This window comes from Streptomyces sp. NBC_00490 (genome assembly GCF_036013645.1).
Taxonomy (GTDB): Bacteria; Actinomycetota; Actinomycetes; order Streptomycetales; family Streptomycetaceae; genus Streptomyces; species Streptomyces canus_F.
Genome location: NZ_CP107869.1, coordinates 708,235 through 720,971 on the forward strand (window position 1 = coordinate 708,235; position 12,737 = coordinate 720,971).

12 protein-coding genes are annotated in these 12,737 nt (G+C 69.6%); 6 read left to right on the top strand and 6 right to left on the bottom strand.

The annotated features are described in order from the left end of the window. The first annotated feature begins 37 nt into the window (after positions 1-37). Positions 38-430, top strand: coding sequence for an ester cyclase (locus OG381_RS02890; protein WP_327714481.1), 393 nt, complete (start codon positions 38-40; stop codon positions 428-430). Positions 431-657: 227 nt separating this feature from the next. Here the strand turns inward: OG381_RS02890 and OG381_RS02895 are convergent, their stop codons facing one another. Both OG381_RS02895 and OG381_RS02900 read right to left on the bottom strand, forming a co-directional pair. Continuing rightward, on the bottom strand, positions 658-1,353 hold the full coding sequence (locus OG381_RS02895; protein WP_327714482.1) for a DUF4232 domain-containing protein: 696 nt from the start codon (positions 1,351-1,353) through the stop codon (positions 658-660). A 555-nt stretch (positions 1,354-1,908) separates the two neighbouring features. Continuing rightward, positions 1,909-2,283: an amphi-Trp domain-containing protein gene (locus OG381_RS02900; protein WP_327714483.1), complete on the bottom strand. Its 375-nt coding sequence runs from the start codon at positions 2,281-2,283 to the stop codon at positions 1,909-1,911. Between the two features lie 249 nt (positions 2,284-2,532). Here OG381_RS02900 and OG381_RS02905 point away from each other — a divergent pair, with 249 nt between their 5' ends. The 5 genes from OG381_RS02905 to OG381_RS02925 all read left to right on the top strand — a co-directional run bounded on the left by OG381_RS02905 (position 2,533) and on the right by OG381_RS02925 (position 7,127). Then, on the top strand, positions 2,533-2,859 hold the full coding sequence (locus OG381_RS02905; protein ID WP_327714484.1) for a carboxymuconolactone decarboxylase family protein: 327 nt from the start codon (positions 2,533-2,535) through the stop codon (positions 2,857-2,859). Between the two features lie 142 nt (positions 2,860-3,001). Continuing rightward, positions 3,002-4,438 carry a DUF2252 domain-containing protein gene (locus OG381_RS02910; protein WP_327714485.1) on the top strand — a complete coding sequence of 479 codons (1,437 nt, stop codon included), beginning with the start codon at positions 3,002-3,004 and terminating at the stop codon, positions 4,436-4,438. A gap of 362 nt (positions 4,439-4,800) precedes the next feature. Continuing rightward, the gene (locus tag OG381_RS02915; RefSeq protein WP_327714486.1) at positions 4,801-5,253 is read left to right on the top strand and encodes a DUF6325 family protein; all 453 of its coding nucleotides are present in this window, start codon (positions 4,801-4,803) and stop codon (positions 5,251-5,253) included. 35 nt (positions 5,254-5,288) lie between these two features. Further along, positions 5,289-5,585 carry an SHOCT domain-containing protein gene (locus OG381_RS02920; RefSeq protein WP_327714487.1) on the top strand — a complete coding sequence of 99 codons (297 nt, stop codon included), beginning with the start codon at positions 5,289-5,291 and terminating at the stop codon, positions 5,583-5,585. 318 nt (positions 5,586-5,903) lie between these two features. Then, the gene (locus OG381_RS02925) at positions 5,904-7,127 is read left to right on the top strand and encodes an RNA-guided endonuclease InsQ/TnpB family protein (RefSeq protein WP_327714488.1); all 1,224 of its coding nucleotides are present in this window, start codon (positions 5,904-5,906) and stop codon (positions 7,125-7,127) included. 56 nt (positions 7,128-7,183) lie between these two features. Here OG381_RS02925 and OG381_RS02930 read toward each other — a convergent pair whose 3' ends face one another. The 4 genes from OG381_RS02930 to OG381_RS02945 all read right to left on the bottom strand — a co-directional run bounded on the left by OG381_RS02930 (position 7,184) and on the right by OG381_RS02945 (position 12,534). After that, a complete protein-coding gene (locus OG381_RS02930) occupies positions 7,184-8,572 on the bottom strand; it encodes a chloride channel protein (protein ID WP_327714489.1) in 1,389 nt (462 codons plus the stop codon). Beyond that, positions 8,569-9,141 carry a potassium channel family protein gene (locus OG381_RS02935; protein ID WP_327714490.1) on the bottom strand — a complete coding sequence of 191 codons (573 nt, stop codon included), beginning with the start codon at positions 9,139-9,141 and terminating at the stop codon, positions 8,569-8,571. The genes OG381_RS02930 and OG381_RS02935 overlap by 4 nt, the downstream gene beginning before the upstream one ends. After that, complete coding sequence (locus tag OG381_RS02940; RefSeq protein ID WP_327714491.1) at positions 9,138-10,502, bottom strand: hypothetical protein; 1,365 nt, start codon at positions 10,500-10,502, stop codon at positions 9,138-9,140. The genes OG381_RS02935 and OG381_RS02940 overlap by 4 nt, the downstream gene beginning before the upstream one ends. Positions 10,503-11,241: 739 nt before the next feature. Beyond that, positions 11,242-12,534 carry a DUF2254 domain-containing protein gene (locus OG381_RS02945; protein WP_327714492.1) on the bottom strand — a complete coding sequence of 431 codons (1,293 nt, stop codon included), beginning with the start codon at positions 12,532-12,534 and terminating at the stop codon, positions 11,242-11,244. Positions 12,535-12,737: the final 203 nt, after the last annotated feature.

Genomic DNA, 12,737 nt, shown 5'->3' on the forward strand with positions numbered 1-12,737 from the left:
GCACAGCACGATGCCATCGCAGTCCACCAAGTCAGTGATGAACCGTTTCGTCGAGTTCATCAACACGGGCAACGAGGATCTCGCCCGCGAGGTCATTTCCCCGGACGCGGTGTTCCACGCGCCGAGCCACCCGGAACCACTGCGGGGGCCCGGTGGGTACATGGAAGTCCTCGGGATGATGCGCGGCGGCTTCCCGGATGTGCAGTGGACGCTGGAGGAGACGGTCACCGAAGGCGACACCGTGGCCGCGCGGTTCACCATGCGGGGAACCCACGACGGTGAGTTCTTCGGGATCCCGGCAAGCGGCAACAAGATCTCGGTGCAGGCCATGAACTTCTACTACCTGGCCGACGGCCGGATCGTCGGCGAGCGGGGCCAGCCCGATCTCCTCGGGGTGATGCAGCAGATCGGTGCCGTACCGGCGCCCTGAACCTCGTAGCGCCGGTGAACGGGCGTGATGTGGGCTTGCTCCAGCTGCCTGACCACCCGTTACCGGGCGCAGAAGGACGTCACCTTCAGGACGGAGCTCCCGGCCGACCTACCCGGCCAGCCGGAAGGTGAGCGAGCCGGCGTCCTGTGCGAACCGGCCCGCACTCTCGACCCGACCAGGCGGGCTCTTCGTCCTGCTGCGTGCGCTGGTGCTGCGGCTGGATTCGGTCAGGAAGGCCTGACCGCCGATACGGCGGTGACGGTCACCGTGTCGTCGCACTCGGCGAACTGCCCGTCGTCCAGGGCCACCTGGTACGCCCCGGACCCCGGCAGCCGGACGACCATCGTGGGATACACCACGGGCGCCGAACCGGACACGCAGTACCCGTCGGCCTCTCCCTGCACCTGAACGAACGTCAGCTTCACCCACGCCTTGCCGCCGGGGGCAACCTTCACCGGCGCCGCGGCACCGGTCGGCTTGACGGTGAGCGGCACGTTCATCTCGGGAGAGCCGTTCCCGGCGCCTGCCACCGCGGGGTGCCCCGTGAGGACGCACGTCCGTCCGGACATGTTGGTGAACTCGACGACGGCCGCCCCGGTCCCCGTACCGGCCGGCCGCACGGCTGCCTGACGGGCGGTCGCCTTCAGACTGCCCGCGGAACAGGTCGCCGCCGAACCGCCCGGAGCGGGTGCGGACGACGCGGGTGCGGAGGCCGCGGGCGAGGAGGAACCGGAGGCGGAGCTGCCGGGCTTCGAGGCGCCCGGCGTGGAGGAAGCCGCTGAGCTGGCGGCACCAGACGGGGTGATGCCGCCGTCTGCGGCGTCCGCGCCGCCCCCATCGGGCTGACACCCCGCCATCGCCAGCGCCGCCGAAGTCACGACGACCGCCACCACCGCACCGCGCATTCCGTTCACGTACCGCATGTTGTCCCCCGAGTCCCAGTTGTCCGGAGCACGGCTCCTCGCCGCCCTCGTCGAACCAGACAAAACTGTGAAGCCGGCAGTTCTCCGACACTCCGACCTGTGACCCACCGGTGACGAATTCCGGCCACAACCACCGTGAAACGCCCCGGCAGACCGATGTGGAGGGGTGGAGGTTGCTGGTGACGGCGACCGCGTCGTTCGTAGACGGCGTCGCCGGCCGGGCTCGTCGTCCTCAGGAGGTCCACCACAGTGGGGCAGCAGGCCGTCGCCCGGTCGGAGGGGCTGCTCGGTCGCCAGGCCCGTGAGGAAGGCGTCGGCCTCGGCCGGCACGGCGGCGCCGTTCCGTCGGTCCGTAGAAGGTCAAGTCGTCGACCGGGGTCGCGGCGATCTCGTCGGCGTCCGCGTCGGTCAAGCCCGCACGGTGAGCGCGCAGCAACGCCACCGACTCGGCGCGGAAGGGGGTGTCGACGTCGTGAGGTACGGCGTAGCTGTTCCAGTGCGGTTGGGTTGCGGGAGAAGCGCCACCACGGTGCCCACGCCCGATGGCCGGCAGACTCACGACTTCTTCGTCACGGACCGCTTCGTGCCTGTACCGCTGTTGCTGCTCGCAGTGCTGCGCTTCGGCTTTGCGGGCGCCCTCTTGCGCGTGCGTGTGGTGGGCTTCTCCGCGCCTGCGGCCGTTCGCGATGGCGCTGCGACGGGCGGTGCGGTCGGCCACTTGAACTCGATCTCCAGCTCGATCTCCCCATCACCGATCTCGACTTCTATCTCGCTGCGCAGGTCGTCGGGGATCCGCAGGCTCAGCGTTCCGGGACTGAGTTCCACTTCGGCCTCCCCGCCCTTCCGCAGCGCGTCGGCCAGTGCGGCGAGTTGGTCAGCCGCCTCAAGGCGTGACAGGGAGCGCTTCCGCTCGAACTTGAGGTCCTTCATATGGTGTCTCCGATCCGCAGACTGCCTGGATACCGGGCAGCTCCGCACAACCGCCGTTCACATCCGAGCGGCGGGCTACCTCCAATCTCGTCCCCTCGGGTGCCACGCGCACATCGGGGGTGCGCGCGGCGACGGCACACGATGCGCGAGGCCGGAAGGGGATCTACGGTTGAGGGGCCCCGTCTGCGGAATGCGGTTCTTCCGCCTCACGCCCCTTCGGGCTCGACACTCACCAGGAGGGCATACGCGATGTCCACTGCATCGGACACTCCTGTCCTGGACACCCTCGCCGCCATGACGGTCGACTCGGTCGAGCGGTGCGGACTGGCCCCGGACGCGCTCATCCTCACGCGCATCGCGGCACTCGCCGCCTCGGACGCCCCGCCCATCTCCTACGCGGCCCATATCGACCCGGCCATCAGAACCGGCCTGACCGTCGAACAACTGCAGGACGTCCTGGTCGCCATCGCACCCATCGTGGGCACCGCCCGCGTCATGACGGCCGCGGGCAACATCGCCACGGCGCTCGGCATGGCCATCGCCGTCGCCGATGCCGAGATCGCAGCCCAGGGCTGAGAGCAGCCGCCCACCCGGCATCGATGGTCCGCACAGCCGGCATCGGACAGAGCACCAAGGAACTGCCCGCCGGGTACGACCTGCCGTGTGCCGGGCGCGCCCATGGCGGCAGGAGCAGGCAAACCAGGCAGGAGCGTCTCCGATGTCCCAGAACGCGACCACCGCCATGCGTGCCGCACCCCACGCCACGCCCGAGAACCGCGCGGCTCTCGGCAAGGAGGCACGGCGCCGCTCGCCACGGTCGGGCCACGCCGTGTACACGCCGTCTCCCGACCGGCCGGACCCACTGTCCATTCTTCAGGCGCAGTCCGAGGCACGGGTGCCCGAGCTCGTCCCGATCCGCTACGCCCGGATGATGGAGTCCCCGTTCCGCTTCTACCGGGGCGCCGCCGCCATCATGGCCTCCGACCTGGCCGACAGCCCGGTCTCGGGACTCACGGCCCAGCTGTGCGGGGACGCACACCTGCTGAACTTCCGTCTGCTCGCCTCACCGGAACGCCAGTTGGTGTTCGACATCAACGACTTCGACGAGACGCTGCCGGGCCCCTGGGAGTGGGACGTCAAGCGCCTGTCGGCGAGCTTCGTCATCGCGGGCCGGGAGAACGGCTTCGACGACGACGAACGCGCCCGCATCGTGCGCGCCACAGTCCGCTCGTACCGCAAGGCCATGATCCGCTTCGCGGAAAGGGGCAACCTCGACGTCTGGTACACGAAGATCGACGCGGACCTCCTCGAATCACTGGCCTCAGGCCGGCTCCAAGCAACGAAGCGCGGGCGCAAGAACCTGGCCCACGCCATCGCGAAGGCCCGCACCCGCGACAGCCTCCAGGCATTCGACAAACTCACCGAGACGGTCGACGGCCGGCCCAGGATCGCGGCGGACCCCCCACTGCTCGTCCCGGCCGGCGACCTGCTGCCAGACGTGGAACGCAGCGCGCTGGAACGCCAGTTCCGCGGTCTGATCGAGCGGTACGGTCGCACGCTCGCGTCCAACCGGCGCACACTCCTGGAGGACTACCGGCTGGCCGACGTCGCCCGCAAGGTGGTCGGCGTCGGCAGCGTCGGCACCCGATGCTGGATCTTCCTGCTCCTCGGCCGGGACGACCAGGACCCGCTCTTCCTCCAGGCCAAGGAGGCCGACACCTCCGTGCTCGCCGCACACGTCGGCACGAGCCAATACCGCAACCAGGGTGAGCGGGTGGTCTCGGGCCAGCGGCTGATGCAGGCCACCAGCGACATCTTCCTCGGCTGGGAACGGGTGGACGGGATCGACGGCAAACGACGCGACTTCTACGTCCGCCAGCTGCGCGACTGGAAGGGCATCGCCATGCCGGAGAGGATGCGGCCGAAGGACATGCAGGCGTTCGGCGAACTGTGCGGGGCCACGCTGGCGCGTGCGCACGCGCGGTCCGGCGACCGCATCGCGATCGCCGCCTACCTGGGCAACGGCGACTCCTTCGACCGCGCACTCACCTCCTTCGCGGAGTCATACGCCGACCAGAACGAACGGGACCACCAGGCTCTGCTCGATGCGGTACGGGCCGGCCGACTCCCCGCGGAGGAACTGCCGACAGCCTGACCCGCTACAGGCCACCCGGCTCGCCCGCACGCGTGGGTTCTTCCGCCACTCCGGCAAGGGTGGCTCTGGCGTCACTGGGGTCGGTCGGGCGATGGCCCTTGTCTTCGCCGCTGCGCTCCTGGTCGCGGGCGGGATCTTCTACGGGGGGCATCACGCACCGTGTGCGCGTCGGGCTTCGTGATGCGTGTTGCTCCCGAGAGCACGTGCAGGTGCACCGCGGTGACCGGTTCGCTGGTCCCCGGCCGCCCGAAGGTGCGTGCGAGGTCCCGTGGTGTTGGAATTGAAGGCGGAAGTGAGCACGATCGGCGGGGCACGACTGTCGCGCCGACGGAGGCCGCAGGCCGCCAGGCGAGGAGTTCGGTATGAGCGTCGACGCATTGTCCGAGGTGGGACCTGTCGATTACCTGATCCTGGAATTCCCTGGTAATCGCATGACCGGCGAAGGCCTGCCGCTGCTGCTCGACCTCGTCGATCGGCACATCATCCGTGTCCTCGACCTGTCCTTCGTCCGCAAGGACGAGGACGGCTCGGTCAGAGCGATCCAGCTCACCGACATGGACGGGGACGGGGAACTCGACCTGGCCGTGTTCGAGGGCGCCTCCTCGGGGCTGCTCGGCGAGGACGACCTCCAGGAGGCCGCCGCCGTCCTCGAACCCGGCAACTCCGCGGGCGTCATCGTGTACGAGAACGTGTGGGCGGCGCCGCTGGCAGCGGCCCTGCGGCGCGGCGGAGCCAGGATGGTGGCCAACGGCAGGATCCCGGTCGAGGACCTCCTGGCGACTCTGGAAGCCACCGAGTCCCGGTCCGCCTCCTAGCGGCTCACGCCCGCCCGACGACAAGGACACCTGTCATGCCTGGTCTGCTCCGCGGGGTCGCCCGCACCGCCGTCATCTCCGGTACCGCCACCGCCGTCTCCAACCGGGTGTCACGACGCCAGGCCGGCCGATGGGCGCAGCAGGACTCCGGGCAGCCTGCCGCGGCGCCGGCCTCCAGCGCTCCGGCACCCGCACCCGCACCCGAGCCTGCGGCCGCGGCGTCGATGGACACGAAGATCTCTCAGTTGAAGGAACTCGCCCAGCTCAAGGAGCAAGGGGTGCTCTCCGAGGCTGAGTTCGCGGCCCAGAAGAGCCGCATCCTCGCCCTCTGAACCGGACGACACTCCTTCGCGTCCAATCGAGGGTCCTCCCGCTACCGGGATTCATTCGCAATTCCTAATCGGCAGCCGAGTCGTCGTGGGACGCCGAGCGGCTAATCTCTTCTAGCCACGCACGGCAGATCAGTAAGAGCCACGCCCGGCGCCCCTGGGTGGATGAACCATACGAAGGGTTCACCACGTCCCGCAGAACAACGTAGGGATCAGCAACTCGGGCACGAAGACCAAGTGGACAGGCTTCACAAAGGACAGTGCAGGCCAGTTCTGATGTTCTGCACCTCACCCATCACGCACATATGTAGCGTGGCCGGCATGCAGCTTCGGTACGGCTTCCGCCTGTACCCGGACACTGTCCAGGCCGCCGCTCTGGCCAGGGCGTTCGGGTGCGCCCGCGTGGTGTTCAACGACGCGCTGCGCGCCCGTGAGGAGGCCCGCGCGGCCGGGCTGGCCTTCCCCACCGCCGGGCGCTTGTCAAAACAGCTGATCACCGAGGCGAAGCAGACCGCCGAGCGGTGCTGGCTGGGCGAGGTCTCCTCCGTCGTGCTCCAGCAGTCCCTGCGCGATGCCGAGACCGCCTACAAGAACTTCTTCGCCTCCCTCAGGGGCGAGCGCAAGGGTGCGCAGATCGGTGCGCCCCGGTTCAAGTCCCGCAAGGACAGCCGTCAGTCGATCCGCTTCACGACCAATGCCCGCTGGTCCATCAGCGACTCCGGGAAGCTGCACCTGCCCAAAGTCGGCGCGGTGAAGGTGAAATGGTCCCGCTCCCTGCCCGCGCAGCCTTCCTCGGTCACCGTCATCAAGGACGCGGCCGGACGGTACTTCGCCTCCTTCGTCGTCGACACCGACCCCGGTGCTGACGCCGCCCGGATGCCCGACACCGGCCAGAGTGTCGGTATCGACCTGGGCCTGACGCACTTCGCCGTCCTCTCTGACGGGACGAAGATCGACAGTCCTCGGTTCCTGCGCCGTGCGGAGAAGAAACTCAAGAAGGCCCAGCGGGAGCTGTCCCGTAAACAGAAGGGATCCACAAACCGGGAAAAGGCCCGCCTGAAGGTCGCCCGCGCCCACGTGAAGGTGGCCGACGCCCGCCGCGAATTCCACCACCAGCTCTCCACCAGGCTGATCCGCGACAACCAAGCGATCGGCGTGGAGGACCTAGCGGTCAGGGCACTGGCGCGCACCAGGCTGGCCAAGAGCGTGCAGGACGCGGGCTGGGCACAGTTCGTGGCGATGCTCGAATACAAGGCCGCCCGGTACGGGCGCACTCTGGTGAAGATCGGCCGGTTCGAGCCGACCAGTCAGCTCTGCTCGCAGTGCGGGGTCAAGGACGGGCCCAAGCCCCTGCACATCAGGAAGTGGACCTGTGCCGCCTGCGGAGCGGTCCACGACCGGGACCACAATGCCGCGAAGAACGTGAAGACGGCCGCCGGACTGGCGGTCGAAGCCTGTGGAGCGCAGGTAAGACCAGGACCCGTCCTGGCACCGCGCAGTGAAGCAGGAAGCCACGGATTCTCCCCCGAACCCCGTGCCGCCTAGCGGCACAACAACGGACGAGAAGGCCAGAATCCTCGGGCTTCAGCCCGAGGAGCAAGTCAAGCGCCGCCCGCAGCCTTCTCCTGTGGGCGGTGCGCGGCGGCCTTCTCACCTACGTGGTGCGCAGCGGTCGACGGTCCCTTCGGGAGCAGCTCGACGGTGACGAAGGACGTCACGGACGCCAGGATCACCACGGGGATCGTCTCGGAGTTGCCGAGCGCCAGCACCACCAGGGCCGCGCTGCTGACCGGAAGGCGCAGGGCGGCTGCCGACGCCGCGGCCATGCCGACAGTCACACCGGGGATCACCCCGAGGCCCGGCAGCGGCGCGAGCAGCGCTCCTGCCGCCGCGCCCAAAAAGAGCGCGGGAAAGACCAGGCCACCGCGGAGGCTCCCCAGGCACAGGGCGTACGCGGCGGATTTGAACAGCAGGACGGCCAGAAGTGCGCCGACGCCCCAGGCATGGGGGTCAGCCGCGAGTCCGGCCAGCGTGGCCTGTCCGGACGAGGCGACCTCGACCGGGGTGCGGCCGGTGATGACCGCGTAGAGGGCGGCGCAGCCCCCTGCGGCGACCGCGCAGGTCACCGTCCTGACCAACGGGGAGCCCGCCACGAAGACGACGGTCAGCCGACCACCGATGATCACCAGGTGCAGCAGCGCACCGACGCCTGCCCCCAGCACGATCGACCACACCACGTCACCGGTGTCCAGACGCGGGGGCGACGTGGGGAAATGGACGGAGAGGCTGCCGGTCTCAAGGCCCGTCCAGCGTCCGAAGTCCGTGAACACCACGGCTCCGACGCCGCTCGACAGCAGCGCGGGGAGCATGACGACGAACAGTTGTGGACCGCCCACGCCCGCCACTTCGATCAGAAGGACCGCGGCGATGAGCGGATTGCCGAAGATGGCAGCGATGGCTGCCGCCGCGCCTGCCGCGTACAGCAGCGCGGTGCTCTGCGGGGTGGCGGGGGCGCGGACGAGCTGCCGGAACAGCATGGCCAGACCGGCACCCAAGGCGATCAGGGGCGCCTCCGGGCCGAGGGCGGCACCGAGCGGCAAGCTCGCGGCCGCGGCGATGATCACTCCTGGCAGCGCCGCCGCCGAGGCTCCCCCTGCCTGCAGGCCGTACGCGGGGATGTGACCGCCCGCGCCGGGCAGGTGGGTCACCACCAGCCCCACGACGAGCCCGGCAACGGCGAGCAGCGGCAGCGGCCACCAGGCCGGCGGGGTGTCCCAGCCCCAGGCCTTCGGCAGGTCCGCCCAGATCGCGTGCTCCAGCTCATGCAGGCCGACGAGGAACCCGAAGGCCGCCAGGGAAATCGGAATGCCGATCAGCGCGCTGAAGATCAGAAGCCTGCGGTATGCGGGCGTACGCAGCAGCTCGCGCAATCGGTCGGCTTCCGGCGGTTCGGGGGATTCAGGGGATTCGGAACCGGGGTCGGGAGTCATGGTGAACGCTCCTCCGGCGTGGGCGAGGACTGTCGTCGCTCCAGGCCGAGCCGGACCGCCCCGACCATGACCTTCGCGATCATGCCTACGAGGATGAGGTCGGCCACCATCTGGCACGTGGTCAGGACTCGGGCGGTTTGGGAGACGGGCACGATGTCGCCGAAGCCGACGGTCGCGAAGACCGTCACCGTGAAGTACAGGGCGTCGTTCCTGCTGAGCGGTTCGGAGAAGGAGTGCGCTCCTTGCTCTTGGGCGTACAGGAAGTAGGTGGCCGAGAACAGCAGCAGAAAGAGGGGAACGGCGGTGGTCAGCGCCTCGATGGCGCGCAGCCGAGGATGCGACGAACCGATGATGCTCACCGCTTGCAAGGCAAGGAGCGCGCCGATGCCCAGCAGGCCCATGCCGAGCACCGTGGCGGTGTGCTGGTCCAGGTCACGGTCCAAGGGGAGCAGGTAGTACGCCAGGGTGGCGGCTGCCACCGCGGCCATGGAGCGCAGGAGCGGCAGGAGCAGGCGCGCGCGGTGCGGGCGCAGCGGGCGGTCCCGGTCGCTGTCCTGGGGCGTGCTCATGAAGGCTGCGGTTCCTTCTCGCCGCCATTCCGCCTGGTCCCGTTCGCCGCGTCGTCGGCCTCGTCGAGGAACTCGCGCACGGCGAAAGCCGCCAGGACCGCCACCACGATCCACAGCACGACCACCGTGCTCGGATACGACCAGGCGACGAGGACGAGCAGCGCGATCAGGAGGATCAGCCCGCCGATCAAGCGCTTGTGGCGGTGTACGAAGCGGCCCGTCGCGCCGAGCCGCAGGCCCGCCGAGCCGGCGACTCCGCGCATGGACGCGATGCCGCCGGCGCACGCCTGGCGGATCGTGACCGCCGCGCGCGACGGCCCGGTCAGGAAGGCACCGCAGGCTGTCACCAGGGCGACGGCGGCCACCGCACGGACGGTGGCCCGCAGGAACCTGACGAGCGCGTCGAAGACAGCGGCCGCCGCGTCCTGCGACATCTCGGCCGGCAGGCGGTCGAGGTAGATGCCGCGGAAGACGGCCAGGCTCACTCCGAGAACCAGCATGCCGAAGGCCACGGCAAGCGCCTCCGCAACCAGGACACGCCGCCGGTGGGCCGCCAGGAGAACCCCGGCGGCGGCGATCAGCACGGTGATCACCGGAAGCCACGAGCCGACGATCTGCAGAATCCGGGTGAACGTCTTGACCTTGGCGAGCTCCTGCGAGGAGAAGACGACGAATTCGCTGTGCACCTGCGGGATGCTCCCGGCGCGGGAGAAGCCGGATTTCACCAGCTCGTCCTTGGCCCGCTCCACGATGGGGCCGACGTCGATGGCCACCTGATCGTCCTTCAGGGTGACGGCGCCGCCGCCTTTGCCCGTGAGCGCCTTGTCCAAGGACCGGTGTGCGGCACGGTTGGCGTTCGTCCACAGCGTTTCGAAGGCGGAACTCGACACGAGCCGCTGGACCGTGGTGCTCACCAACGCCTTGAGACCGTTCTCGATGGGACCGTCCAGCTCGCCGATCAGTTTCGCGGCGGCGGGACGGGTCCCTTCCTCCCGGACCGCTGTGGAGAGCTCCGCCACCAGGGCCTTCACGTCGATCTGCTCGAGGATGACCGTCGTGGCCCGATTGGTCACCGCCTTCTGCACGGCCGGGTCCGCGGCGAGCGGCGCGACGGTGTCGACATAGCGGTCGGTGTCCTCGACCATGCTGTTGGCCCACACCGCGACGACCGACAGCATGGACAGCAGCGCGGCCAGGACCACCAGCACGGCGGACAGAAACGACCGCCAGCGATGCCGGCGCGGTCTCCCGCCGCCCTCCAGCTCCGCGATCCGGCGCTGCAGGTCCGCCAACTCGTCCCTCTGCGCTTGCGGAGAGGGCGCGCCGGGTGACGGATCCGGCCGGCTGGGCTGAGCTTCCATACGGATCTCCTGCAAGGAAACTTCGAGGGTGACCGAGAGCGACGGAGTAACCGCCGCCAGTCCAGCAAAGGCGCTCCCGGCAGGTCCCGCGACCGGAGCCGCGTCGCACGCCGCACGCTTGCGGCGCGCCCTGACAGGGCCGCCCTCCTCGCTGTGCCGAAGAACGGGGCCGGGATTCACGCGGCCGGATAGGGCCGGTCGGATGAACGTCACGCTCTGATCCGTTTCGCCCGAGCAGTGGCGCGGCCTTACGAGGGTGCCGGACCTCTCCGGCCTTACGCGGATACACGTTGCAGCCGCCGCGAGCCCACGGGTTCGACGCCCTCGGCCGTGGAACCGCCCGTCGGCGTCACGATGGCTACGCCGCCGGTGCGGAGCATCGGTCGTCGCGTCGGTCTTGTCGCAGCAGCCCCGCCCGCGGATGGCAGCCTCCCCGATCACGCCGGTGCCGAGGGCTCGCCGGTCCGGTTCTCGCAGTACATGGGGAGCCCGCCGTAGCCCTTCACCCGTACGCCCGCGGCGACCGTCTCGCGGATCTGCAAGCGGCATGCCACAGCGGCCGCTTTAGCACCGCGATGCGTCCGGTTAACGGGAGGACCGTCCAGGACTCGGCGTCGGCCCGTACTTCTGCCGCGAGGACAGAGGACTGGCTGAGGTCGTCCTGGAGGTCGGGCTCGCTCGGCTGCGCACCTACGAGGCCCGGGGCCCGTCGATCCCGAGGAGACTGCTTTCGGATCCCCTACTTCTGCGAGGGGTAGCGCCCGCCGATGCCCTGTCGGTCGGCCTGCTCGGCGACGGCGCGCCGGGCCGCGTCGGGGAACTCCCGCTCGACCGACTCCTGGAGCAGACTCAATTCGGCTCGCACGGAGGGGTGCCGTTCCGGCGGGAGGGTTTCGAGGAGGCCGTCGAGCAAGGCGCGGAGCCGGCGGCAGATCTGCACGGACGACGCTCCGTAGTCGCGGATCTCGCACAGGGCCAGCTGAAGGTAGCTTTCCCAGTCCCGCCCGAGCAGTACGAGCCGGGGGTGCCCCTGGCGATCGGCCAGGACATAGCGGCCGGGCAGGGGCGCTTTGCGCGCCATGTGCAGGAACGACTCGATGTAGTTGAGCACCTGCACCGCGGTCGTGGGGTCGTTCACCGCGGGGGAAAGGGCTCTGATGGCGATGTCGACGAGGACTCTGAGGGCGAAGGCGGGGTCCTGCTCGATGGTCCGCTCGGCCCCGAGGGCGACAAGGCCGGTCACTCGTTCCGGGTCGGGTCGCGACGTGCCGCCGTGGACCTCCACGAGGACCGCACCAGGCGGCGCGAAGTCTCCGATCAGCCGGGTGACGACGAAGACGCAGTCGTGACGCGCGGCCTCGGCGACCAGCCCGGTCACGTTGAAGGACTGGATGGCACCACCGCGTTCGGAACAGATCCGCATGACCGGAGTCCCGGGCGGCACCTGCTCGTCCGCGTTCGGCGCCGCGCCGCGGATCTCCACGGCGCCACGGCGGAAAACGGCTCGTCCCATGCGGGCGACCAGGTCGGCGATGGCCACCGGTCTGAGACTGTGCGTGAACCGGTTCAGGTAGACGAGCAGGAGCACCAGGCTGATGGCCACCGCTCCGCCGGCCAGGGTGACACCGAGGTCGGGCACGGAGTCGTCCTCGATGCTGCGCAGCAAGGAGAAGGCGAACGCGAAGGTCCCGGTGAAGGTCGCCAGCACCGCCTTCTGCAGACGGTCGCGGTACCACAGGCGCATATAGCGAGGAGAGAGCGTGCCGGTGGCCTGCTGGACGACGAGGACGCCGATGGTGACGACGAAGCCCAGCAACGCCACCATCGCCCCGACGATGGCGGTGAGTACGCCGCTCGCCGTGCTCGTGGAGTAGTGCCAGCCGCTGGGCGGCCATCCGGTTCCGTCGGCCGCGACGGCCCATTCGGCGAGGATGCCGCCCAGGACGAGACCGAGCAGCGGCACGATCCACAGGCTTGACTTGATGTATTGCCGCACCCTGAATCTGGCCGCCCAGGACGCCACGATCTTCACTTCACGCCCCTTTGCCGGAGGAGCCCAATACAGATGGGCGCGCGGAGCACCTGGCTGCGTCTGCGGGACCGCTGCCTCTCACGGTAGGGCCGTTCTCGCGGGAGTGCAGCGGCAGGGCGAAGGCGCCCCTCGGCGTCACTTCGCTCGGCAGGACGGCGCCACATCGGAGGCCTAAGCTGACGGATGGCACCGGATTTCCCTCG

Excerpts from the sequence above, each read along its gene's own strand:
- OG381_RS02890 (WP_327714481.1), top strand. The coding sequence starts at position 38 with ATGAACCGTTTCGTCGAGTTCATCAACACGGGCAACGAGGATCTCGCC.
- OG381_RS02895 (WP_327714482.1), bottom strand. The coding sequence starts at position 1,353 with ATGCGGTACGTGAACGGAATGCGCGGTGCGGTGGTGGCGGTCGTCGTG.
- OG381_RS02900 (WP_327714483.1), bottom strand. The coding sequence starts at position 2,283 with ATGAAGGACCTCAAGTTCGAGCGGAAGCGCTCCCTGTCACGCCTTGAG.
- OG381_RS02905 (WP_327714484.1), top strand. The coding sequence starts at position 2,533 with ATGTCCACTGCATCGGACACTCCTGTCCTGGACACCCTCGCCGCCATG.
- OG381_RS02910 (WP_327714485.1), top strand. The coding sequence starts at position 3,002 with ATGTCCCAGAACGCGACCACCGCCATGCGTGCCGCACCCCACGCCACG.
- OG381_RS02915 (WP_327714486.1), top strand. The coding sequence starts at position 4,801 with ATGAGCGTCGACGCATTGTCCGAGGTGGGACCTGTCGATTACCTGATC.
- OG381_RS02920 (WP_327714487.1), top strand. The coding sequence starts at position 5,289 with ATGCCTGGTCTGCTCCGCGGGGTCGCCCGCACCGCCGTCATCTCCGGT.
- OG381_RS02925 (WP_327714488.1), top strand. The coding sequence starts at position 5,904 with ATGCAGCTTCGGTACGGCTTCCGCCTGTACCCGGACACTGTCCAGGCC.
- OG381_RS02930 (WP_327714489.1), bottom strand. The coding sequence starts at position 8,572 with ATGACTCCCGACCCCGGTTCCGAATCCCCTGAATCCCCCGAACCGCCG.
- OG381_RS02935 (WP_327714490.1), bottom strand. The coding sequence starts at position 9,141 with ATGAGCACGCCCCAGGACAGCGACCGGGACCGCCCGCTGCGCCCGCAC.
- OG381_RS02940 (WP_327714491.1), bottom strand. The coding sequence starts at position 10,502 with ATGGAAGCTCAGCCCAGCCGGCCGGATCCGTCACCCGGCGCGCCCTCT.